Source organism: Citrobacter sp. RHBSTW-00881, assembly GCF_013728515.1.
GTDB lineage: Bacteria > Pseudomonadota > Gammaproteobacteria > Enterobacterales > Enterobacteriaceae > Citrobacter > Citrobacter braakii.
In genome coordinates this window covers 19,219-42,479 of sequence record NZ_CP056269.1, presented here as the reverse complement: position 1 = coordinate 42,479, position 23,261 = coordinate 19,219, and the positions used below count along the sequence as shown (strand labels likewise).

Here is a 23,261-nt window from a genome sequence, read left to right as displayed (position 1 = left end):
GCTTCGCTATCTCTGCTATGATGCCTGCACACAAATAAAACAAAACAACATGCAGAGGGAAAGATGAGTTCCACCAGAAGAGGGATGATGAACGTCCTGATTGCCGCCGTATTATGGGGAAGTTCAGGCGTTTGCGCGCAGTACATCATGGAACAAAGCCAGATGTCGTCGCAGTTTCTGACCATGACGCGCCTGATTTTCGCGGGGCTCATTCTGCTGATGCTCTCTTTCGTTCACGGCGACAACGTGTTCTCCATTATCAAAAACCGCAAGGACGCCATCAGCCTGCTGATTTTTTCCGTGGTCGGGGCACTCACCGTACAGCTAACCTTCCTGCTGACCATCGAAAAATCCAACGCCGCCACCGCGACGGTGCTGCAATTTTTGTCACCGACCATTATCGTGGCGTGGTTCTCCGTGGTGCGCAAAGCGCGGCCGGGGATTTTAGTGCTGACGGCGATCTTCACCTCACTCATCGGTACCTTCTTACTGGTCACCCACGGTAATCCGACGTCGTTATCTATCTCAGCTGCCGCGCTGTTTTGGGGAATAGCCTCGGCGTTTGCCGCCGCGTTCTATACCACCTACCCCTCAACGCTCATCGCGCGCTACGGCACATTACCGGTCGTCGGCTGGAGTATGTTAATCGGTGGAATGATCCTACTGCCGTTCTATGCCGGGCAGGGAACTCATTTCGTGGTGAATGGCAGTTTAATTCTGGCGTTTTTCTATCTGGTGGTCATCGGCACGTCACTCACGTTTAGCCTGTACCTGAAAGGCGCGCAGATGATTGGCGGACCGAAAGCGAGCATTTTAAGCTGCGCGGAACCGTTGAGCAGTGCGTTGCTGTCCCTGCTGCTGTTAGGCATCACCTTTACCCTGCCAGACTGGCTGGGTACGCTTTTGATCCTCTCATCGGTCGTGCTGATCTCAATGGACTCACGTCGCCGCGCCAGAGCGGTTTAACCCCAACCGGCGCGGCAACGGGTGACGATTACCAGCCCGGAACTGCGCCGCCGTTAAAGATAGTTTCTGCCGCCTTCGCCACTTCCGGTGACTGATAAGATTGCAGGAATTCTTTCACATTCTCGGCATCTTTATTGTCTTCTCGCGCCACGAGAATGTTCACGTACGGTGAATTTTTGTCTTCGATAAATACGCTGTCATGTACCGGAGAAAGCCCGGTTTGCTGGATGTAGGTGGTACTGATAATCGCCACATCCACTTTTTGATCGTCCAGCACGCGCGGTAGCTGCGCCCCTTCCAGTTCCATAATTTTCAGATGTCGCGGATTATCCGTAATATCCAGCGCCGTTGGCAGCAGGCCGGTATCCGCTTTCAGAGTGATTAACTTCTCTTTTTGTAGCAGCAACAGCGCCCGCCCAAGGTTGGTCGGATCGTTAGGTATCGCAATCGTCGCACCGTCTTTTAGTTCAGCAACAGTTTTGATTTTCTTCGAATAACCCGCCATCGGGAACACAAAGGTATTGCCCACCGCTACCAGCTTATAGCCGTGCGCTTTATTATCTTGTTCAAGGAACGGACGATGCTGGAAGACGTTGGCATCCAGCTCACCATGATTAGTGGCATCGTTGGGCAGCAGAGAACCGCTAAATCCCACCAACTCCACCTCCAGGCCATATTTTTCTTTAGCGACTTTCTTCGCGACTTCCGCCACATCCTGCTCTGCACCGTTAATCACGCCCACTTTAATATGCTTTGCATCATTGTTCTGCTGATCGCATCCTGCCAGCAATAATCCCGCCAGTAATAACGCCGCCCCAGCCCCGAAATAAGGTATCTTCAGTTTCACGTTTTATCCTTTTGCAATAACCGCCTGATGAGTAATGAAATGACTATAGCGGGAAGGCCGCTGCGGTTTAAAAAACGAAAAAGCATCAGCAAGAAGAAAAAAGCATAATGCGAAAAGGAAAATGAGTCGGAATGTGCCGTTAGGTCATCAAAGGAAAGCCCAGTAATAATTAGCACCAGTTCACGATCAATCCCCTTTTCAAGCATGGCTTGGGCTATCCGCAACGCTTCTTCCTGTTTGCCTTCAAGTCATCCCTTTTGCTGTCCTTCCGGTCATCAAAACGTTTTCGACAAATAATGGCGCGCGGAACCGGTTTCTGGAAAGTTATCGAGGGTCATTTGCAACTGATAGCCGTTTTTCTGATAAAACGGCAGCGCCTGGAAACTCATCGTGTCCACCAGCGCATGCAGGCATCCTCTCTCACGCGCCGTCTGTTCAGCGGCCTGCATCAACTTTGTGCCGTAACCGCCTTTACGCAGCGAGTCATGCATCCACAGGAAATCAATGCACAGCCATTCGCCTTTGATTTTACCGATCAGCCCGCCCAGTATTTCATTGTGCTCATCGCGCCAGTACACCGCCAGGTCGCCAAAATTGGTGGTCCTCAGGAACTGGCGATTGTAGGCGCGCAATCCAACAAGCAGAGCATTTTGATCGTCTTCAGTAATGGTATCTGTAATCTGTATTTGCATCCTATCCTCCTGAAAAACTAAAACTTCTGGCTGATTTTCTTTTTAGAAATTAACACAGGCTGATGAGTGAGGCGCATGCCGTCTACACTTACTCTTGAGATGATGCGCATCGACAACAAGGATTATTATCATGAAACAAGCCGTTTTACCGCTTATTGCCATTCTTTTCATGCTGCCGGGTTTGGCGCAGGCCGATTCGGCTTATGGCTCTCTACAGTCCGTTCATGAAAAAAACACCGTATTGAAGGATTTACGCAAGATTTGTACCCCGCAGGGGTCGCCATCGGATGAGGTGTGGGAAAAAACGATTATGGCTGATACCCGTAATCAGCAACACATCCGCGAAGCCATTCTGGCAATACAAAGAAACAATCAGAACAACTACTGGGAAGCGCTGGGCAAAGTTGAATGCCCGGATTTGTAACTATCGCATTGAAAAACGAGTGCTGTAACCGGTTTCTGTTTTGCAAAATCGCCTATTGTGTAGGGAAATGAAACACATCAAGGAGCAAGATAATGCGATACCGTTTTCCCGAAAACTTTTGGTGGGGCAGTGCCTGCTCGGCGCTGCAAACCGAAGGGGATAGTCTGAACGGCGGCAAAAGCCAGACAACATGGGACGTGTGGTTCGACCGCCAGCCAGGGCGTTTCCATCAGGGGGTTGGCCCGGCGAACACCTCGACCTTTTATCAGCACTGGAAACAGGACATCGCACTGCTCAAACAGCTGAAGCACAACAGCTTCCGCACTTCAATCAGTTGGTCACGACTGATCCCGGACGGTACTGGCGACGTCAATCCGCAGGCGGTTGATTTCTATAACAACGTCATCGATGAGCTGCTGGCGCAAGGCATTACGCCATTTATCACCCTGTTTCACTTCGATATGCCGATGGTGATGCAGGAGAAAGGTGGCTGGGAAAACCGTGATGTGGTTGAGGCGTTTGGTCGCTACGCACAAACCTGTTTTACCTTGTTCGGCAATCGGGTGAAGCACTGGTTCACCTTTAACGAACCGATTGTCCCGGTAGAAGGCGGCTATCTGTATGACTTCCATTACCCTAATGTGGTGGATTTCAAACGCGCGGCCACCGTGGCGTATCACACCGTACTGGCGCATTCCACGGCGGTGCGCGCGTACCACGCCGGAAGTTATGACGGTGAAATCGGTGTGATCCTGAATTTAACGCCCTCTTATCCGCGCTCACAACACCCAGCGGATGTAAAAGCTGCGCACCATGCGGATCTGCTGTTTAACCGCAGCTTCCTTGACCCGGTGCTAAAAGGTGAATATCCGGCGGATCTGATAGAGCTGCTAAAAGAGTACGATCAACTCCCAGCATGTCAGCCAGGTGACCGTCAGCTCATCGCCGATGGCAAAATCGACCTGCTCGGTATTAATTATTATCAGCCGCGCCGCGTGAAATGTCGTGATACTGCCGTCAATCCTGACGCGCCGTTTATGCCGGAGTGGCTGTTTGATTATTACGAAATGCCGGGGCGTAAAATGAACCCTTACCGTGGCTGGGAAATTTACGAGCCAGGTATTTACGATATTATTGCTAATCTGCGTGATAACTACGGCAACCCGCGCTGTTTTATTTCTGAAAACGGCATGGGAGTCGAAAATGAGCAACGTTTTATTCAGCAGGACCAAATCAACGACAGCTACCGTATTGAATTTGTTTCTGCGCATCTTAAATGGCTACATAAAGGCATTAGCGAAGGGTGTAATTGTCTTGGCTACCATATGTGGACCTTTATTGATAACTGGTCCTGGCTCAACGGATATAAAAACCGCTACGGTTTTGTCCAGTTAGATTTAGATACGCAAAAACGTACGGTGAAGAAAAGCGGCGAATGGTTTGCCCATACCGCCGAAAACAATGGTTTTGATTGATTCAGTCGTCAGATAACGGTGTTGCCTGAAAGCTGCGCGCCATCAGGCAACAATCTCACTGTATTCTGACCTTCATCGTGACCAGAAGCGCCGTCAGCAGCATCAGGCTGCCGGAAAGCATCAGGGGTGAAAGCAGTCCGAGGTTATCGAGCGCATAGCCTCCCACCGCTGCCCCGCAGGTATTGGCAAGTTGGATCACGGCGACCTGGACGGATCCGGCTTTTTCTGCCTGATCGGCAAGCGATCGGGTGATCCACGTCGACCAGCCGACCGGAACCAACGCAAACGCCAGGCCCCAGATAATCGCAATACCTGCCGCCACAACTTTGTCGCTACCCCACAGGATCAGGACCAGCGCGCTAAGCGCCAGCACCAGCGGCGCACCGGCTAAGGCCAGTTTGACCGAGCGCTTCAGAACCACCGAGGAGAGCGACGTCCCGACAAAGCTGGCGATACCAAAACTCAGCAGCACCAACGTCAGGCCATCAACTTCAAAGCCTGCCAGATTCATATAGATCGGGCGAATATAGGTAAAGAAGGCGAACTGTCCGGCAAAGGACATAAAGATGGCAATCATCCCGGCCATCACCCCCGGGCGCTGCAGCAGGCTGAACATATTTTGTTTCTGATGCGAAGGTTCACCTGGCAACGACGGCAGCGCTCTCACCACCCAAATCGTGCACAGCACGCCCATTACCGCCGCCGCATTAAACACGTTGCGCCAGCCGATAATGCCGCCCAAAAAACTCCCCAGCGGCGCGGCAATCACCAGCGCGACAGAGACCGCGCCAAAAATCACCGACAGCGCTTTCGGTACCGTACGGGCGGGAACCAGACGCATGGTCAGCGACGCCGACATCGCCCAGAATCCGCCAAGCGCCAGACCGAGACAGGCGCGGCCAATGAGCAGCAGTGAAAAAGAGTTGGCAAAGGAAACCAACAGGCAGGAGAGCGTCAGCAGCACCGAAAACACGATCACCACGTAGCGACGATCGGTCGCCTGGATAATTTGCGTCACAAACAGGCTGGCGAACATGGCAACAAATGCCGTCACAGTCACCGATTGTCCGGCAACACCTTCAGAAATCCCCAGATCCTGCGCCATAGGCGTTAACAGGCTAACGGGCAGAAACTCAACGGTTATCAGGCAGGCAACGCAGAACGCCACGGCGAATACCGCCGACCAGTTCGGTCGGGCATTTGCCTCAGCGCGGGATTTTTGTTCAACAGCTTCACTCATTTTGTTACCTGCGTGGGGTTATTGCAGAAAAGTTACGCAGTGTAACACTAAATTTGTGACGCATTTAACGTTTTGGCAACTACTTTCATCTTACACAAAATCCAGGCCACACGGATTTTTAAAGATGAAACGCGACTCTTTTACCTGTCGGTAACTTAACATCAATGCTCAGTTCGCCACCTAACGCTGTGACATAACGCTTAAGCGTCGACAGACGAGGATCGTTATCCGCCTGTTCCATTTTTGCGATTGTTGGCTGCTTAACGCCCATTGCCGAGGCAAGTTCCGCCTGAGAGAGATTCAGTTCTTCCCGTAACATATTTAACGCAATCACCTGACGTAGCACTTCTACTTTTTCAGCAATGCGCTCCTGGCTTTCCGGGCTTTGTTTCGCCATCAATTCTTTAAGCGTCGCCATAATTTTCCTTACTTATTAAGGTGATTTCGGTACTCAGCGTCAGCAAGCCTGATCATCTCTTTATAGAATTTCTTCTCGTTTAACCCTGTTTTATCGCCTGCGCATAACACGATGCCATGGCGAGAAGGATCAAACACGAAGAACGCCCGAATCGGGTTGCCCTGATGCTGCACTCGCAACTCTTTCATATTTGAAAAAGCAGAAGCATTTACCGTATCAGCAAACGGCCTGCCTAACTGAGGACCATACTCGGATAAAATCATCATCGCTGCGAGCATATCTTCCTTGAGCGCCTCGGTCTGTACGTCAAACCATTTATCGAAAACATCCGTTGTTTCCACTTCCCACATCAACGATCCCTCATAGCTAATAAGCTATAGGTAAATTATAGCCCATTAGCTATTAAATCAATTTATATTTGCACAATTAATTCGCCAACAGGCATGACTGTCAGTGCAGCCAGTGCACGCCATCTTCGGGCTGGAAAAAGGCGTTATAGCGCATCTGAAACGCATTAAACTCCTGCATATCCGGCTCTATCTCGCGCAGAAAACCGAGCGCCAGACGCACCTGTGCGTCAGTAATCGGTGTGGCCAATCGGGCTTTTTGCAGCCAACGGTGCCATTGCAGCAGATTCGACTCACTGCCGTCGACAATAACGATTTGCCAGATCAACAACACCTGGGCAGCATTTTGCAGATGCGATTCATCTGGGCGGTGGAGGTACTGTAAAAAAGCCTCACCCTGTACTTTTCCCATCTGATCGATCATCGACTCTACCGGCACAACATCAATATTCAGTCGCTCGCTCAGACGGCGAATTGCCCGTCGAGATCCGGACGTCAACACCCGAAAACCCACTACAAAAACAACGACCAATGTGGCCAGCATTATCCAAATCATGCGCACATCCATTACCAGACAGGATGCCCATCATAACGGCAAATTCCTCTCTGTCGACGACTGAACGTATCAACGCGATTCAGGATGGATCCGCGGCATAAAAAAGCCCGCCATTCAGGCGGGCAAAAGTTACCAATGCACACTTAACTTAAGCGACTTTCAATTGTTGAATTTTTTTCTCGCGGCGAATTTTACGTTCTTCAAACACGGCCACGATGGCCATCAGGCAGATACAACCGATGGCGGCGGTATCCAGCGCGGCGAACGTTCCCGCCCAGCCGGTCAGACCGAAAATCGGCGTGCCGTCGGCAATCATCCCCAGACCCAGCTTGGCGAAGCTGTCACCAATCAGATATGCGAAGGTGCCTTTAATCCCATCGGCTGCGCCGATCGCTTTTTTCGGTACGAATCCGACGGCTGCAACGCCGATTAACAGCTGAGGACCGAACACCAGGAAGCCCAGCGCAAACAGCGAAGCCAGATAGACATACTGGTTGCTGGCGTGCTGATAAACGCCCAGGGTCGCGATAATCAACGCCAGCGCCACGCAGGCTACCAGCGCACGACGACCGTTAGCCAGGTCAGAAAGCCAACCCCACAGTAACGTGCCGACCAACGCGCCCACTTCAAACAGGGTAAAACCCTGAATCGCCACCTCTTTGGAGAGCTTCAGCTCCTGGAAAGCGTAGACAGTGGACCACTGGTCGATACCGATGCGCACCACGTACAGGAAAATGTTGGAGAAGCACAGCAGCCAGATCACTTTGTTTTTCAGCACGTACTCAACAAAGATCTGCCATTTGGTCATCTCATTTTCTTCAGTCTCTTTGTCCTCTTCGCTTATCTCCTCGCCGAACAGCTCTTCAGCTTTACCGAGGCCATAAGACTCCGGGGAGTCGCTGCCGTAGCGCAGGCCGATAAAGCCGACAATCAGGGCGATAATCGACGGGAAGATAAACATACCAATGACGTGACCGTCGAACAGATAGTTGGCGCCAAACAGCGCCACGCCAGCCGCACCCGCACCACCGAGGTTATGGGAGATATTCCACATACCGAGGTAAGAACCCCGCTTGCGACGCGGCGTCCATTTGGTGATGGTGGAATAGCTACACGAGCCACCGGTACTCTGGAAAAAACCGCTCAGCGCGTAGAAGGCGATCATCAGGAACAGGCTGGTTGAACCCGCCCCCATGCTGGCGCTGAAGCCGAGCATACAGATGGCGGAGAGGATCAGCATAAACGGCAGGAACTGCTTGGTATTTTTGCCGTCGGCGTAGTAGGAAACCAGCGTTTTACCCACGCCGTAGGTGATGGAGAAGCCCAGGCCAATCATCCCCAGCTGCGTCATGCTCAGCCCGTAGGTGGAGATCATGTCGTTCTGCGCGATATTGAAGTTTTTGCGGATCAGATACATGGTCAGGTAGCCAATAAAGACTACCAGATAGGACTGCATGAACGGTTTGAACCACATTTTGCGCCGCACATCGAGCGGCAGATCCAGGGTCGGCTTGCGTACCTGGTTTAGAAAGGCCAGCATTTGACACTCCCGAGCTAATTTTTATACCTGCGAATGGCAGGCATTGTAAAAATCAGCCGGGGGACGCGCCTGAGACAGCGTCCAGGTGAAACCGGGAAAATTTCTTAGTTTTGCCCTACTCGGGGCAAAAAGGTGAGGTGCATCACGCTTCGTTAAGTTCGCGTGGAGCCTGGGCGTTCAAAAACGGCAGCAGCAGCAGCGCGGAAATCCCCGCCGCAATGGCGATCACCACAAAGAATCCGGTCCAGTGCCAGACCTCCATCACCTTCGCCAGCGGCCAGCCGGAAAGCGATGCCCCCAGATAGGCAAACAGCCCGACAAATCCGGTTGCCGCGCCCGCTGCCTCTTTGTGCGAGCACTCCGCCGCCGCCATGCCGATCAGCATTTGCGGGCCGAAGACGAAGAATCCGGTGGTGAAGAAGCACGCCGCCTGCATCACGTAACTGGCGAACGGCATCAGCCACAACGAGCCCACGGAGAGCAAAATTCCGGCAGCGAAAATCAGGTTCATTGGACCGCGGTTGCCGTTAAACAGTTTGTCCGAGCCCCAGCCTGCGACCAGCGCGCCGATAAATCCGCCCAATTCGAACATGGTCACGGCGGTATTGGCGGTCACCAGATCCACGCCGAGCGTCTCCGACATATACAGATTGCCCCAGTCGTTGATGGCGGCGCGGACGACGTACACCAGCACGTAACACAGCGACAGCAGCCAGATATAGGGATTCAGCAATACATAGCGGGTGAGGATCTCTTTACGGCTCAGCCCTGCGCCTTCCTGCTGCTGGGCGATTTCCAGCTCATCATGGCGCCAGTCGCCAATCGGCGGCAGACCAATCGCCTGCGGCCTGTCGCGCAGCCGCCAGCAGAGAAAAATCCCCACTACAATCGCCAGCAGCCCGGCGATCATCATCCCGGCACGCCAGCCGTAGTGCAGCGCCGTCGCCGCCATCACGATAGGGATCAGCGCCCCGCCAACATTGTGCGCAGTATTCCACAGCGCCCACCAGCCGCCGCGTTCGGTACGCGAATACCACGCAGTCAATAAACGCGCGCAGACCGGCGACCCCCAGCCCTGGAAAAAGGCGTTCAGCGCCCAGAGCACCGCAAAAGCCCAGAGCGAGGTGGAAAAACCAAACAGAATGTTCACCACGCCGGTGGCGATAAGCCCAAACCCCATAAAATAACGGGCGTTGGAACGGTCACTGACGATACCGGAAACAAACTTCGACAGGCCGTAGGTGATGTAAAACAGCGTCGCCAGCAGACCAATGTCGCTGCGGGTCAGCACGCCGCTGGTGAGGATATCCGGTACGGCGGCGTTGAAGCTCTTGCGTGTGAAATAGAACAGCGCGTAGCCGAGCCAGATAGTGGTCAGAATATGCCGCCGCCAGTAGCGGTAGAGGGCATCCACTTCACGCTTATCGGTGATGAGCGGCGCGCTGACTGGGGCTTTTAAAAACGAAAACATGACCGCTCCTTACACATAACGCTGGGGTAACGACACGCTGACCCGCGTGCCGTGCGTACAGGAAATCGAGAGCGATCCCCCGAGGGCGGTAATACGTTCACGCATCCCGGTGAGGCCAAATCCCTGCTGATTCGACCCCGGCGGCAGGCCGCTGCCGTCGTCCTCAATCACCAGCATCAGCCGTTCATCCTGCTGCCAGCCCTGAAGCGTCACCGCGCTGGCGTTGGCGTGCTTAACGATGTTGTTCAGCCCTTCCTGACAGACGCGAAACAGCGTCACCCGCTGACTTTCGCTGAGTACAGATTCGTCAATTCGCCAGTCAAGGTGGCTGACGATGCCACGGCTTTCCAGCTCCATTTCACGCATCAATGAGCGGATCGCTTGTTCCAGCGTGAGATCATCCAACTGGCGCGGACGCAGACGACCCAACAGACGACGCACAGAATCGTATACGCCAAGAGAAAGTTGTTCGATATGCGCCCCGCTGCGCTTCACCCCTGCGTTTTCCGGCGCCAGCCGCTGGACAATGCCCGCCTGGGTGCGAATGGCGGTGATGGTCTGACCTATATCATCGTGCAGTTCGCGCGCCACATCCCGGCGCACGCTCTCTTCGGTCTCCAGCAGGCGTTCAGCCAGACGGTGGTTGCGCGCTAATTCGTTTTGCAGCGACTGGTTAAGCTCGCGCAGACGCTGGATCCCCGCGCCGAGCAGCAGCCCGGTCAGGCTTTGCACCAGCAGGGAGAGCAACAGGTCAACGGGATGATCGTGCCAGGTCTGGCTGGCAATCAGCGCAATGGCGTTCATTAACGTGGCAATCAGCGCCCCCTGCCAGCCGTAGTGCCAGGCGAGCGCAATGATCGGCAGTGCGAGGCAAAACGGCGTGAAACGTGACAGTTCATCGGGCAGGCCAAGCTGCAACCACAGGCTGACGCTAAACAGCAGCAGATACCAGACCAGATGCCGCCCGCGCCAGTTCACTGGCTGAGACACCACCGCCGGACCCAGCGGCAACCAGGTGGTGCTGGTAAGATAGTGCCAGAAAACCAGACAGATCGGGGCCAGCGTTAATCCACCGGTGAGCGTCAGCAGCAGGGCATTCCACGCCTCTTCGCCTTGCCCAAGCCAGGGCAGCGATTGCAGCAACGCCGCTGCCGTCAGCGCCGCGCCCTGTAACAGCAGCGTGCGCCAGTCGCGCTGATGGCGATAGCGCGAAATCAGCATCACCGGGAGTAACGTGAGGAAGCTCCCGATCATCAAAAGTGGCAAGTGAGCCAGCGCCACTTCCTGCGCCAGCCAGAAAAGAAGCAGCCATTCCGCACCCAGCAGCACCGGCCAGTAGCCGCGTGGACATTGCAGCATCAGCCCCAGACGCAGGCCAAACGGAAACAGCAGTACCGCCAGCTCCGGGCGCTCAACCAGGTGCAGGCTGATACTCCACAAGCAGAACCACGCGGCAGAGAAGATAAAGAAGCAGGCAACAACGGTGATTAACCGGGAACAGAGCGTGTTCATTGCCAGCCGTCAAACATCCGGCGGGCCAGTTCGACATCGTTGCTAACGCCCAGTTTTTCCATCAGGTTAGCGCGATGCACGTGCACCGTTTTCGGCGACAGGCCCAGTTCGGCGGCAATCTCTTTGACCGCCATGCCTTGCGCCAGTTTCTCCGCCACCTGACGTTCGCGTTTGGTCAGCGGATCCTGACGACCAGCCGCCAGTTTGACGGCGATATCCGGCGTCAAATAGCAGCCGCCGGTCGCCACAGTATGCACCGCCGCAATCAGCTCATCAGGGCTACAGCGTTTAGAAAGGAAACCACGCGCGCCCGCGTTGAGCGCCTGCTCCACCAGCGCCGGGCTGTCGTGGACGGAGAGCATGATAATCGCCATCCCTTTTGGCAACTGGCTTAACAGTTCAAGACCGGAGATATCAGGCATCGAGATATCACAGATACATACCTGCACGCCACGTCCCGGTAATCCCGCCAGCGCCTCGCTGCCTGAGCCGAACTCAGCCACAACCTGCAAATCAGGTTCCAGCCCCAGCAACTGGGCAAAGCCGGAGCGGACGATAGTGTGGTCGTCGATAAGGGCAACGGTGATCATGGGTTCTGTCCTGGGGGATAAAAAACGTGCTTACCTTAACGATATACACTTTATCCTTCAAGCAGCCTCTGCGTTGGCTTGGTCTGCTCACCCCAGTCACTGACTTGAGTAAGCTTCTGAGGTGAGCAGACTTGCCGCCTTATGCAGCTTGAAGGATTTTGTGTTCCGACGCGCTGCTGTTTAAGCCTTGAGCGATCAGGCGATGCCAGTTGTGACGGTAAATGTGCGGGTGTGCTGCGGTTCTAGCTGAATCAACGTGCCTTTTCGCTGTGCCGCCAGGAAGCCTTCTGGGCGACAGGTCGCAGGTAGGGCGAAGGCTGCCACCTGCTGATCGCCGTTATAGAGGATCCAACGGGTGACATAATTCAGCTCCGCGCTGGAGAAACGCGTCACGAACGTGGTGCCATCAGGTGCGATCATGCGAAATTCAGGCTTATCCGTGTATCGGTCCAGTTGGTCAGCGAAGAAAACGATTTCCGGATCGTAAAAATCGGGCTCGTTGAGGCGCCCCAGCGAGGTCTCGCCCTGAATGATCCGCTGATTAAACGCCAGCCACTGCTCGGTAGGCTTAACATGCGCGGGTACCGACTCACGCAGCTTCATGGCTTCATCCGGGATATTCTGGCTGAAGGTCGCTTCCGGTACGTAGGCATAGTTCATATGGCACATATACTGTAAAGGCATTGCCACTGAGGCGAGGTTGGTGACCGCCATCTGAATATCAAACAGCGCACTCGCTTTGCGCATAACCACCGCAGGATGCGCCTGATAATGATGACCGAACCCCATCACATACTCGTAGCGTCCGCTCACGCGCAAATTCTCTCCCTCCAGCTCCAGCCAGGCCTCATCCATCGCGGCACAGGCCATTTCGCCATGCAACGGGTGAGAATCTTCCGGCGAAGGGCAGCCATTAGCCAATATACCCGAGTGGAAAGCAAAGCAGCCGTAAGTCGCTACCACTTCCGCAGCCGGTTTCGGCTGACTGAACATGTTGCGCATGGTCAGTTCATGCCCGTCAAACTGAGCATCCCAGATCATCAGCCCCATCCAGGGCAGAATAACCAGATGTCCACGACTGTTTTCTACCTTCAGCCCTTCCACACCGCTGGCGTAACGAAATGCGGTAACCGTGAAGTCGCTATTCTTCAGTAAGATTCGCGGATGCTCTGCAAAGAGTTCCCGCCACAGCGTGATACGTGTTGTCATGATCGCTCTCCTCAGGAAACAGTCGCTTCAGCCAGGTTATTGCGCACTTTGCTTTCACGCCAGAAGTAGATACCGACGTACACGAAGCACAACATGGAGACCAGGAACGAGAGTTGTAGCGAGTGGAACATATCGGCCACATAGCCCTGAATTGCCGGAACCACCGCTGCACCAACAATCGCCATGACAATGACTGCTCCCGCCATTTCAGTATGTTCGTTATCCACGGTATCTAGCGTACCGGCATAGATTGTCGCCCAGCAGGGTCCAAACAGGACGCTCACCAGTACGGCAACGTACACGGCGCTGAAGCTTGGCGCCAGCGCAACATAGACCAGAAACAGTGCGCCAATGATGGAGTAGAGGATCAGCACTTTTTCCGGATTGAAGCGTGTCATCAAGATGTTGGCGATAAACTTGCCGATAAAGAAGCAGGCAAAGCTATAGACCATGAAGGTTGAGGCGTCGCGCTCGTTGATATCACCCAATTCCAGCGCCAGACGGATGGTAAATGACCACACCGCGACCTGCATCCCCACGTACAGGAACTGCGCCACAATCCCACGGCGGAAACGGGCATTGCTGGCCAGATAACGCAGCGTATCCATCGCTGACGGACGTTTATGACTCGCCGTTTGCGCGACTTTACAGGTCGGGAAGCGGGTCAGCAGGAACAACACCATCACCACAACCAGCACCATAATCATGTACTTGTAAGGCTCAAGGGTATTTTCCAGCATCAACACTTTAAAGTTGTGGATCTGCTCCGCGTTCATCCCAGCCATCTGTTTTTCCAGACTCTCGCCTTCAGAGAAGACCAGATATTTACCCAGCAGAATACCAGCGGCTGCACCAATGGGGTAAAAGGTCTGGCTGATGTTCAGGCGCAGGGTGGCATACGCTTTTGGGCCAATCATGGAGCTGTAGGTGTTGGCTGCAGTTTCCAGGAAGCTCAGGCCAATCGCAATCGCAAAAATTGCCGCGAGGAACATGGTGTAGGTGGCCATGTGCGATGCTGGGAAAAAGAGCGTACAGCCAACAATATAAAGGGTCAGTCCCATTAAGATGGCGATTTTATAACTGGTCTTTTTAATCACCAAAGATGCCGGAATCGCAATTAAAAAATAACCGCCATAAAAGGCACTCTGAACTAAGGAAGGTGCGAACAAGTCCCTGATATGAGATCATGTTTGTCATCTGGAGCCATGGAACAGGGTTCATCATGAGTCATCAACTTACCTTCGCCGACAGTGAATTCAGCAGTAAGCGCCGTCAGACCAGAAAAGAGATTTTCTTGTCCCGTATGGAGCAGATTCTGCCATGGCAAAACATGGTGGAAGTCATCGAGCCGTTTTACCCCAAGGCTGGTAATGGCCGGCGACCTTATCCGCTGGAAACCATGCTACGCATTCACTGCATGCAGCATTGGTACAACCTGAGCGATGGCGCGATGGAAGATGCTCTGTACGAAATCGCCTCCATGCGTCGGTTTGCCCGGTTATCCCTGGATAGCGCCTTGCCTGACCGCACCACCATCATGAATTTCCGCCACCTGCTGGAGCAGCATCAACTGGCCCGCCAATTGTTCAAGACCATCAATCGCTGGCTGGCCGAAGCAGGCGTCATGATGACTCAAGGCACCTTGGTCGATGCCACCATCATTGAGGCACCCAGCTCGACCAAGAACAAAGAGCAGCAACGCGATCCGGAGATGCATCAGACCAAGAAAGGCAATCAGTGGCACTTTGGCATGAAGGCCCACATTGGTGTCGATGCCAAGAGTGGCCTGACCCACAGCCTAGTCACCACCGCGGCCAACGAGCATGACCTCAATCAGCTGGGTAATCTGCTGCATGGAGAGGAGCAATTTGTCTCAGCCGATGCCGGCTACCAAGGGGCGCCACAGCGCGAGGAGCTGGCCGAGGTGGATGTGGACTGGCTGATCGCCGAGCGCCCCGGCAAGGTAAGAACCTTGAAACAGCATCCACGCAAGAACAAAACGGCCATCAACATCGAATACATGAAAGCCAGCATCCGTGCCAGGGTGGAGCACCCATTTCGCATCATCAAGCGACAGTTCGGCTTCGTGAAAGCCAGATACAAGGGGTTGCTGAAAAACGATAACCAACTGGCGATGTTATTCACGCTGGCCAACCTGTTTCGGGCGGACCAAATGATACGTCAGTGGGAGAGATCTCACTAAAAACTGGGGATAACGCCTTAAATGGCGAAGAAACGGTCTAAATAGGCTGATTCAAGGCATTTACGGGAGAAAAAATCGGCTCAAACATGAAGAAATGAAATGACTGAGTCAGCCGAGAAGAATTTCCCCGCTTATTCGCACCTTCCTTAACAAAGATCGGTGCAACGCCGCTGCTGGTGCAGGGTACCTTTTCGACATAGGTCGTATTAATCCCCCAGGATTCGAGATTACGAATGGTGTTATCCGCAAAAATATCATCACCGACTTTCGTCAGCATCAGCACTTTGGAATTGAGCTTAGCAGCCGCAACGGCCTGATTTGCTCCTTTACCGCCACAACCAATTTTAAAGGCGGGTGCTTCCAGCGTTTCCCCTTCTTTGGGCATCTGGTTGATGTAGGTGATGAGATCCACCATGTTGGAGCCAATAACCGCGATATCCATTTTACTACCTCTCAGAAACAATCACACAACAATGATATTAAAATAACATTATCATGTTACTTCCGTATCATTTGTGACTAGGATCGCGATTGGAGGATCATTTTATTGTTTATTTATTATGCTAAATGTTGCGTCTCTATCACACTCAAAATGATTAACTTGCTTACAATTGACTGAAAACTCGCTGCTTATAATCAATAAAACGTGTAAAAACACGCTTTTATTTCCCAATGGTCAGACGTATAGTAATGCAGCAATGTCATGTTCTCAGAAACACATAAATGTTACTGAAGGAACATGAAAACATGATTCGTGGAGAGTGTGCATGGAAACCAAGCAAAAAGAACGTATTCGACGTCTGATGGAATTGTTGAAGAAGACCGACAGAATCCATCTGAAAGAGGCGGCGCGCATGCTGGAGGTTTCCGTGATGACCATCCGTCGGGATCTCAGCCAGGATGACGAACCATTGCCGCTTACGCTACTCGGTGGTTACATCGTGATGGTGAACAAGCCCGCCACTCTCGTTAACGCTCCGCTCCCCGTGCAAAAGCAGTATCATCGCGACGATTTACCGGTTGCCATTCTGGCCGCGGGACTGGTCAGTGAAAACGATCTGGTCTTTTTTGATAATGGTGCGGAAATGCCATTAGTCGTCAGCATGATCCCGGACGATATTACCTTTACCGGAATTTGCTACTCACACCGGGTATTCGTGGCGCTAAATGAAAAACCCAACGCCACGGCGATTCTTTGCGGGGGCACCTATCGGGCGAAAAGTGATGCCTTTTACGACAGCAGCAACCCCTCTCCGCTGGATGCGCTCAACCCACGAAAAGTGTTTATCTCTGCCAGCGGAGTCCATGAGCATTTCGGCGTTAGTTGGTTCAATCCGGACGATCTGGCCACCAAACGCAAAGCGATGGAACGCGGATTGCGCAAAATTCTGCTGACCCGCCACGCCCTGTTTGATGAGGTTGCTCCCGCCAGCATTGGTCCGCTTTCCACTTTTGACGTACTGATAAGCGATCGCCCGTTGCCGGCAGATTACGCAACCCACTGCCGGAACGGTTCTGTCAAAGTCATCACCCCGGATTCAGACGGCGACTAACTCACTCAAAGAAAACCGTGATTTTGTTAAACATCGACGGGTCGGACTGGTTGCGGGCCACTTTCACCACATCTTCCAGCTTGTCGATCTGGCTTATCATCTGCTCAAGACGCTGATCGTCGTTGACCAGTAGCCAGATGCGGCTCTTGTCGCTGTCCTGAATCGGTAGACAGAGAATGCCTTCCACGTTGAATGCGCGGCGGGCAAACAGCCCGCAGACGTGGGTCATTACGCCCGGATGGTTGCGTACGGTGAGTTCCAGGATTACGTTGTCATGAGTCTGCTGTTGCATGGCTTATTCCCCCACCATTTCTGTGTTTGCCGCACCCGGCGGCACCATCGGGTACACTTTTTCTTCGGCATCGATGCGCACGTGGATCAGCGCAGGTCCAGGGCGATTAATAATCTCCTGCAACGCTGCCTGTGGATCCGCTTCGTTATTCAAATCGCAGGTTTCGAGGCCAAACCCGGCGGCTATCTGCATAAAGTTAATCATCCCCGGATATGTCGCCGCAAAAACGCCCTGCTTATAGAACAAACTCTGCTGCTGATACACCAGACCCAACGCTTCGTTATTCATCAGGATGATTTTAATATCCAGCTGATTTTCACTGGCCGTCGCCATTTCCTGAATATTCATCATCAGACTACCGTCGCCGGAGAAGCACAGCACCTTTTTGTCCGGGTTGACCAGCGCTGCGCCAATTGCCGCCGGCAGGCCAAAGCCCATGGTTCCAAGACCGCCGGAGGTCAGCCACTGACGCGGACGGTTCAGCGGGTAAGCCTGTGCGGCCCACATCTGATGCTGGCCTACGTCGGTGGTGATAATGGCGTTGTCATCCACGCAGGCCGCTACGGCGTTGATCAGCCCATAGTGGCTGAGCGGGTCGCTTTCCTGCGGAATGCTGCAGGGGAATTCGCGTTGTAAATCGGCCACCATTTGATGCCACGACTCTCGCGGCTGCGCGTCAATTAATGGGATCAGTTGCGCCAGAACCTCATCGACATCCGCCTGAATCGCCACGTGCGGCTGTTTGATTTTACCCAGCTCCGCGCGGTCGATATCCACATGGATGATTTTGGCGTTCGGACAGAACTGCTCGGTTTTACCAATCGCCCGGTCATCAAAACGCGCGCCCAGAACAATCAATAAGTCCGCTTCTTGCAGAATAAAGTTAGTGCTTCGCGCGCCGTGCATACCTAACATGCCTAACGACAGTGGATGCGCTTTCGGCAACATACCGAGCGCCATTAAGGTCATGGTGGTGGGCAGCATGGCTTTTTCTGCCAGTTCACGAACCCGCTCAGGCGCGTTAATCACGCCGCCGCCGAGATACAGCACCGGACGCTGTGAGGCGTTAATCATGGCTGCGGCATCGCGAATGCTGTCCTGGCTGAACGCCGGTGCCGCCATTTTCTGCGCGGGCTCCGGCATCTCTTCAATTTCAAAAACGGCGGTTTGAATATCCTTAGGAATGTCTATCCACACCGGGCCCGGACGGCCGGACTGCGCAATGCGGAACGCATCGCTCATGACCTGCGGTAATTCACTGATATGGCGGACCAGATAGTTGTGCTTGGTGATGGGGATAGAGATGCCGTAGGTGTCGACTTCCTGGAAGGCGTCGGTCCCGATCATTGAGGCCGGAACCTGCCCGGTGATACACACCAGCGGGATGGAATCCAGCCGCGCGTCGGCAATGGCGGTCACCAGGTTGGTCGCGCCCGGTCCGCTACAGGCCATACAGACGGCGGGTTTACCATCGGTTCTCGCCATCCCCTGCGCGATAAACCCCGCGCCCTGCTCGTGGCGCGCCAGGATATGACGGATTTGCGTGCTTTGGCTTAAAGCGTCATAGACGGGAAGAATCGATCCGCCAGGAATACCGGTGACCACCTGAATCCCCTGGCGTTCCATGAAATGAACGATGAATTCTGCGCCCGTAAAACGCGTACGCTTGGATGTTATGCCCGAACTTGCCATGCTCCAGTCCTTTTATTCTGGGCCTTTGCTTCGGGCAGGTCTCTTAAACGAAAAACCCCGCCCGGTTTGCGCCGGCGGGGTTTTGGAATCGTGTGTTGATCCGGACCCTACGGCGCATTGCCGACGACCACCACCACACGCACGACGACCGCTGCGCGAGATGGCGCAGTTTTTAGTAGGGTCGCAGTCAGCATGGAAGGGTTCATTAGGGACCTGTCTGTTTGTTGATTAACTGGATTTATACAAACACAGGTTTTTCAGCGTGACAATGGAAAATTTTTCATCTGCATAAAAATGCGTCAACGATCACATTTCGCTGTGCAGAGTCGGAAAACAAAAAACCCCGCCGGAGCGAGGTTTTTTTCAGCGCTGTGCGGTTGGTAGCCGCCGAACACACTGTGTTATGTCAACGGAAAAAGTATACGCGTTCTGCGAAGAACACGCAATTTCGGCACGAATTTTGATGGTTTTGAGTATGGAACATGAATGGCACAATGTCCATAAAATACTGTTAATTTATACAGTATTTATCTATAATGTCTCGGTACGCAATGTGTTATGCGGGGGCCGCATCGTAAACCGGCGCATCAAAGTCCTGGCTGAAACGGGTGGTGCCGTCAGCGCCTTAACCCCCGTGTGAGCACACTGTGTTATGTCAACAAAGGTGCTGGCAACAGGCAGCGGCGAGGTACGTCAGCACCGTGCTCCTTGTACCAAAAGGAGAGCGTATGAGCCTCGTGGATATCGCTATTCTTATCCTCAAACTCATTGTTGCAGCACTGCAACTACTTGATGCTGTTCTGAAATACGTTAAGTAATTCGGATTCAAGTCGCACCTAAGGGGAGCGGGTAACACTCCGCTCCCCTTTCACCTTCTCCCTGGTGCTTGTCTCGCGCCAATATGTTACGTTTTTATGACATTCTCAGGGAAGAACGCCACCATGACGCTTTCTGTTTTCTGCATTTTGCTGTTTGCCGCGCTGCTGCATGCCAGTTGGAATGCCATTGTTAAAGCTGGAAACGATAAACTGTACTCGGCGATTGGCGTCAGCGGCTCCGCGGCGATTATGGCATTGATCTGCTTACCCTTCGCGCCTCAGCCTTCCACCGCCAGCCTGCCGTTTTTGGCCGTCTCAACCGCGTTGCAAGTGGTGTATACGGTCCTGGTCGCCAAAACCTATCAGGTTTCGGATATGAGCCAGACCTATCCTCTGATGCGTGGGACAGCACCGCTGCTGGTTGCGATTATCAGCGTCTTGTTCCTTGGCGATAGCCTGTCTGTGTTTGCCTGGGTGGGGATTGCTACGATCTGTCTGGCCATTCTCGGCATGGCATTTAACGGACGCAGCAGCTCACAACGCGGGATCGTACTGGCGCTCATTAACGCCTGCTTTATCGCTGGTTACACGCTGGTTGATGGCACCGGCGTACGCTTATCAGAAACCGCGCTCGGTTATACGCTGTGGACCTTCTTTCTGAACGGTTCCTGTCTGCTGGGCTGGGCGATGATCGCCCGGCGCCGGGAAGCGTCACGCTATCTGGTACAGCAGTGGAAGAAAGGTATTCTGGGCGGGATTGGCACGATGGGTTCTTACGGTCTGGCGCTGTGGGCCATGACCCAGGCTCCGTTGGCGGTGGTCGCAGCGCTGCGTGAAACCTCCATTCTGTTTGGCGCTCTGCTCGCCTGGCTACTGCTGAAAGAAAAGGTTGCCGGAATACGCCTTGTCGCGGCAGCCGGAATTGCCGTAGGCGCTGTCTTACTCCGCTTGTCATGATCGCGCCGTAAACCCGATGCAATCCGGCAACATTTGTTGCCGTTTTTTGTTTACATTTCCTGCCGTTCATCGCGTAAACATTCCAGCCCACTATCTGGCCTTCTTTTTCTGTTGTGGTAGATTCCACGCGCATTTACGGGAAAGTACAGCACCTTATTCTTCTTTTTTCTCTTTTTTAAAAGTAATCAGCGAAATGAAAAGGCATAGAAGCGTCAATTTGTTGTTGATGTTGGTATTACTGGTGGCGGTAGGTCAGATGGCGCAAACCATTTATATCCCCGCGATTGCTGATATGGCGCGTGAACTGAACGTTCGCGAAGGAGCGGTGCAAAGCGTAATGGCCGCCTACCTGCTGACCTACGGCCTGTCACAACTGTTTTACGGCCCACTTTCCGATCGCGTTGGCCGCCGTCCGGTGATCCTCACCGGAATGTCTATTTTTATGCTGGCCACGCTGGTCGCGATTACCACCCACAGCCTGACGGTACTGATTATCGCCAGTGCAATCCAGGGCATGGGCACAGGCGTCGGCGGTGTAATGGCGCGAACCTTACCGCGCGATCTGTACGAAGGCACGCAGCTGCGCCACGCGAATAGTTTGTTAAACATGGGGATTCTGGTGAGTCCGCTGCTGGCCCCGCTGATTGGCGGCATGCTGGATACCTTGTGGAACTGGCGCGCCTGTTACATTTTCCTGCTGGTTCTGTGCGCGGGCGTCACGTTTAGCATGGCGCGCTGGATGCCGGAAACGCGTCCTGCGGGCGCACCGCGTCCACGCCTTATCGCCAGCTATAAAACGCTGTTTGGTAACAGTTCTTTCACCTGTTACGTGCTGATGCTGATCGGCGGCCTGGCGGGCGTTGCAGTCTTCGAGGCCTGCTCCGGGGTATTGTTGGGCGCAAGGCTCGGTTTAAGCAGCATGGTGGTCAGTATCCTGTTTATTCTGCCCATCCCGGCGGCATTTTTCGGCGCCTGGTTCGCCGGTCGCCCGAATAAGCGTTTCTCGACGCTGATGTGGCAGTCGGTTATCTGCTGTCTGGTAGCCGGTTTAATGATGTGGATCCCGGGCCTGTTTGACGTGATGAACGTCTGGACGCTGCTGATTCCCGCCGCACTATTTTTCTTCGGTGCCGGGATGCTGTTTCCGCTGGCAACCAGTGGCGCAATGGAGCCTTTCCCATTCCTGGCAGGCACTGCCGGTGCGCTGGTTGGGGGATTACAGAATATTGGTTCCGGCGTGCTGGCGTGGTTCTCTGCAATGCTGCCGCAGACCGGGCAAGCCAGTCTGGGCCTGCTGATGACCCTTATGGGACTGTTGATTTTTGTTTGCTGGCTTCCGCTGGCGTCACGCGTGTCGCATCAGGGGCAGGCGGTTTAAGCGTATGATGGCCCGGCTTATCGCCGGGCTTTTCGCATTCAGGCGCGATCATCGTCGTCAGTAACGGCTCCAGCGCCGGACGCCAGGCGCCTTCCTCGCCATCATAAAACTGCGTATCCGCATTGATAGCATAGGGAATTTTCGCTTTTTTCAGTTCGCACGCCATAAAGCGGGCAAACGCCATTTGCGAGGCAGAAGGCGCGTTCCTGATGGTTTCTCCTGGCGACCAGCCTCCCACCCAACTGACATGACCCGTTTTCTGCTGCCAATGAATGGCGGTATTGATACGAGCGCGAATAGCGGCCTTTTCTGCCGCTGTGCCTGAGGTCCACGGATATTTACCGTTATTTTTCAGCGGCCCCCACGGAAAAATATGCCATTGAGCCAGCACGGTATTCTGACTTTGCGGCGGCAGTTTCAGGTCAGGCAAATCTTCCGGCGCGGCGCGTAGTCGCGGCGCGATAAAAATCATCCGCTGCGGGTCGATGGCATGGACAGTACGAATGGTTTTGTCATACACCCGATTGAGCGATACCTGATTATGGTTGAGCTTATCAGAGGGTTCGTATATCAGGTCGAAACCCAGCAACGGCGAGCTTTGACCAAAGTAATGCGCCACCGCCACCCACCAGTTAACCACCTCTTTTTCGTTACCGGTACTGGGATCTTTTTTATATTCGTCAGCCTGATAGGCAATTATCGGGATCACGCCATACTGCTCGCAGGCTTCCACCAGCTTGCGCAGATGTATAAGCCGCGCCTCCGTAGGCTCTCCCGCCACGCGAATGCGCACGTGGGTTAACCCTTTCGCCTTGTAATCCCGCACCACCAGCGGATCGAATTCACGAATACCCCGATCGGTGCGCGCCCAGTCTACGTCCATCCCAACGCCAAGCTGCTGCGCATACTGCGCCGCGGTCAGCACAGGTTGCGCGGCACACACAGTGGCGCTGGCTAACAGTAAAAGGGAAACTATCGGCTTTAACACGGTCGTCCTTACGCAAATCATCAGGAGTGATATCACGTATTTAGCATGCTTTTTCACTTTGCGTGTAGCGAGAAAGCGTAAAAAATATTCGCG

General features: G+C 53.7%; 24 protein-coding genes and 2 pseudogenes. 8 read left to right on the top strand and 18 right to left on the bottom strand.

The features are described from left to right. Positions 1 to 63: 63 nt before the first annotated feature. A complete protein-coding gene (locus HV311_RS00215) occupies positions 64 to 966 on the top strand; it encodes a carboxylate/amino acid/amine transporter (protein ID WP_016157794.1) in 903 nt (300 codons plus the stop codon). A 28-nt stretch (positions 967 to 994) separates the two neighbouring features. Here the strand turns inward: HV311_RS00215 and nlpA are convergent, their stop codons facing one another. The 3 genes and pseudogenes from nlpA to HV311_RS00205 form a co-directional block, all read right to left on the bottom strand. Next, positions 995 to 1,813 carry a lipoprotein NlpA gene (gene nlpA, locus HV311_RS00210; protein ID WP_016157795.1) on the bottom strand — a complete coding sequence of 273 codons (819 nt, stop codon included), beginning with the start codon at positions 1,811 to 1,813 and terminating at the stop codon, positions 995 to 997. 128 nt (positions 1,814 to 1,941) lie between these two features. Then, positions 1,942 to 2,058: pseudogene (locus HV311_RS27910) on the bottom strand (ISNCY family transposase); the annotation flags it as partial. Positions 2,059 to 2,088: 30 nt separating this feature from the next. Next, a complete protein-coding gene (locus HV311_RS00205; protein ID WP_016155037.1) occupies positions 2,089 to 2,505 on the bottom strand; it encodes a GNAT family N-acetyltransferase in 417 nt (138 codons plus the stop codon). 130 nt (positions 2,506 to 2,635) lie between these two features. Between HV311_RS00205 and HV311_RS00200 the strand changes: the two genes are divergently transcribed. Next, entirely contained in the window at positions 2,636 to 2,929 is a 294-nt protein-coding gene (locus HV311_RS00200) for a YicS family protein (protein ID WP_019078023.1), read from the top strand. 92 nt (positions 2,930 to 3,021) lie between these two features. Next, positions 3,022 to 4,404 (top strand): glycoside hydrolase family 1 protein, encoded by a 1,383-nt coding sequence (locus HV311_RS00195; protein ID WP_151222205.1) that lies wholly within the window; start codon positions 3,022 to 3,024, stop codon positions 4,402 to 4,404. Positions 4,405 to 4,459: 55 nt separating this feature from the next. Here HV311_RS00195 and nepI read toward each other — a convergent pair whose 3' ends face one another. The 10 genes from nepI to fucP form a co-directional block, all read right to left on the bottom strand. Continuing rightward, positions 4,460 to 5,644 (bottom strand): purine ribonucleoside efflux pump NepI, encoded by a 1,185-nt coding sequence (nepI, locus tag HV311_RS00190; RefSeq protein WP_016155040.1) that lies wholly within the window; start codon positions 5,642 to 5,644, stop codon positions 4,460 to 4,462. Between the two features lie 118 nt (positions 5,645 to 5,762). Beyond that, positions 5,763 to 6,062 carry a helix-turn-helix domain-containing protein gene (locus HV311_RS00185; protein WP_016157799.1) on the bottom strand — a complete coding sequence of 100 codons (300 nt, stop codon included), beginning with the start codon at positions 6,060 to 6,062 and terminating at the stop codon, positions 5,763 to 5,765. An 8-nt stretch (positions 6,063 to 6,070) separates the two neighbouring features. Next, positions 6,071 to 6,412 carry a type II toxin-antitoxin system RelE/ParE family toxin gene (locus HV311_RS00180; protein ID WP_016157800.1) on the bottom strand — a complete coding sequence of 114 codons (342 nt, stop codon included), beginning with the start codon at positions 6,410 to 6,412 and terminating at the stop codon, positions 6,071 to 6,073. Between the two features lie 100 nt (positions 6,413 to 6,512). After that, complete coding sequence (locus HV311_RS00175; RefSeq protein ID WP_016157801.1) at positions 6,513 to 6,965, bottom strand: DUF1198 family protein; 453 nt, start codon at positions 6,963 to 6,965, stop codon at positions 6,513 to 6,515. Between the two features lie 148 nt (positions 6,966 to 7,113). Continuing rightward, a complete protein-coding gene (gene uhpT / locus HV311_RS00170; RefSeq protein ID WP_003023929.1) occupies positions 7,114 to 8,505 on the bottom strand; it encodes a hexose-6-phosphate:phosphate antiporter in 1,392 nt (463 codons plus the stop codon). Between the two features lie 142 nt (positions 8,506 to 8,647). Beyond that, entirely contained in the window at positions 8,648 to 9,976 is a 1,329-nt protein-coding gene (locus HV311_RS00165; RefSeq protein WP_016155042.1) for an MFS transporter, read from the bottom strand. Between the two features lie 9 nt (positions 9,977 to 9,985). After that, on the bottom strand, positions 9,986 to 11,488 hold the full coding sequence (gene uhpB, locus HV311_RS00160) for a signal transduction histidine-protein kinase/phosphatase UhpB (protein ID WP_047415715.1): 1,503 nt from the start codon (positions 11,486 to 11,488) through the stop codon (positions 9,986 to 9,988). Next, a complete protein-coding gene (uhpA, locus tag HV311_RS00155) occupies positions 11,485 to 12,078 on the bottom strand; it encodes a transcriptional regulator UhpA (RefSeq protein ID WP_016155044.1) in 594 nt (197 codons plus the stop codon). Before uhpA ends, uhpB begins: the two co-directional genes overlap by 4 nt. A gap of 195 nt (positions 12,079 to 12,273) precedes the next feature. After that, positions 12,274 to 13,287 (bottom strand): aldose 1-epimerase family protein, encoded by a 1,014-nt coding sequence (locus tag HV311_RS00150; RefSeq protein ID WP_191220586.1) that lies wholly within the window; start codon positions 13,285 to 13,287, stop codon positions 12,274 to 12,276. Between the two features lie 11 nt (positions 13,288 to 13,298). Next, positions 13,299 to 14,465 carry an L-fucose:H+ symporter permease gene (gene fucP, locus HV311_RS00145; RefSeq protein WP_191221172.1) on the bottom strand — a complete coding sequence of 389 codons (1,167 nt, stop codon included), beginning with the start codon at positions 14,463 to 14,465 and terminating at the stop codon, positions 13,299 to 13,301. Between the two features lie 44 nt (positions 14,466 to 14,509). Between fucP and HV311_RS00140 the strand changes: the two genes are divergently transcribed. Next, a complete protein-coding gene (locus HV311_RS00140) occupies positions 14,510 to 15,490 on the top strand; it encodes an IS5-like element IS5 family transposase (protein ID WP_064349473.1) in 981 nt (326 codons plus the stop codon). Positions 15,491 to 15,623: 133 nt separating this feature from the next. Here HV311_RS00140 and HV311_RS00135 read toward each other — a convergent pair. Continuing rightward, positions 15,624 to 15,932, bottom strand: a pseudogene (locus tag HV311_RS00135) (PfkB family carbohydrate kinase); the annotation flags it as partial. A gap of 325 nt (positions 15,933 to 16,257) precedes the next feature. On the opposite strand from HV311_RS00135, the gene HV311_RS00130 reads away from it, so the two are divergent. Next, entirely contained in the window at positions 16,258 to 17,043 is a 786-nt protein-coding gene (locus tag HV311_RS00130) for a DeoR family transcriptional regulator (RefSeq protein WP_191220585.1), read from the top strand. Position 17,044: 1 nt separating this feature from the next. Here HV311_RS00130 and ilvN read toward each other — a convergent pair whose 3' ends face one another. The 3 genes from ilvN to ivbL all read right to left on the bottom strand — a co-directional run bounded on the left by ilvN (position 17,045) and on the right by ivbL (position 19,233). Next, positions 17,045 to 17,335 (bottom strand): acetolactate synthase small subunit, encoded by a 291-nt coding sequence (gene ilvN, locus HV311_RS00125; protein WP_003023914.1) that lies wholly within the window; start codon positions 17,333 to 17,335, stop codon positions 17,045 to 17,047. A gap of 3 nt (positions 17,336 to 17,338) precedes the next feature. Then, a complete protein-coding gene (gene ilvB / locus HV311_RS00120) occupies positions 17,339 to 19,027 on the bottom strand; it encodes an acetolactate synthase large subunit (RefSeq protein WP_151222203.1) in 1,689 nt (562 codons plus the stop codon). Positions 19,028 to 19,134: 107 nt separating this feature from the next. Further along, entirely contained in the window at positions 19,135 to 19,233 is a 99-nt protein-coding gene (gene ivbL / locus HV311_RS00115) for an ilvB operon leader peptide IvbL (protein ID WP_003827118.1), read from the bottom strand. Positions 19,234 to 19,755: 522 nt separating this feature from the next. Between ivbL and tisB the strand changes: the two genes are divergently transcribed. From tisB to emrD, 3 genes are all read left to right on the top strand, one after another. Further along, positions 19,756 to 19,845 (top strand): type I toxin-antitoxin system toxin TisB, encoded by a 90-nt coding sequence (gene tisB / locus HV311_RS00110; protein WP_003023909.1) that lies wholly within the window; start codon positions 19,756 to 19,758, stop codon positions 19,843 to 19,845. A gap of 123 nt (positions 19,846 to 19,968) precedes the next feature. Continuing rightward, positions 19,969 to 20,802, top strand: coding sequence for a DMT family transporter (locus tag HV311_RS00105; protein WP_016155051.1), 834 nt, complete (start codon positions 19,969 to 19,971; stop codon positions 20,800 to 20,802). A gap of 193 nt (positions 20,803 to 20,995) precedes the next feature. After that, positions 20,996 to 22,180: a multidrug efflux MFS transporter EmrD gene (gene emrD / locus HV311_RS00100; protein WP_016157807.1), complete on the top strand. Its 1,185-nt coding sequence runs from the start codon at positions 20,996 to 20,998 to the stop codon at positions 22,178 to 22,180. Here emrD and HV311_RS00095 read toward each other — a convergent pair. Beyond that, the gene (locus HV311_RS00095; protein WP_085055756.1) at positions 22,107 to 23,189 is read right to left on the bottom strand and encodes a cellulase family glycosylhydrolase; all 1,083 of its coding nucleotides are present in this window, start codon (positions 23,187 to 23,189) and stop codon (positions 22,107 to 22,109) included. The genes emrD and HV311_RS00095 overlap by 74 nt on opposite strands. Positions 23,190 to 23,261: the final 72 nt, after the last annotated feature.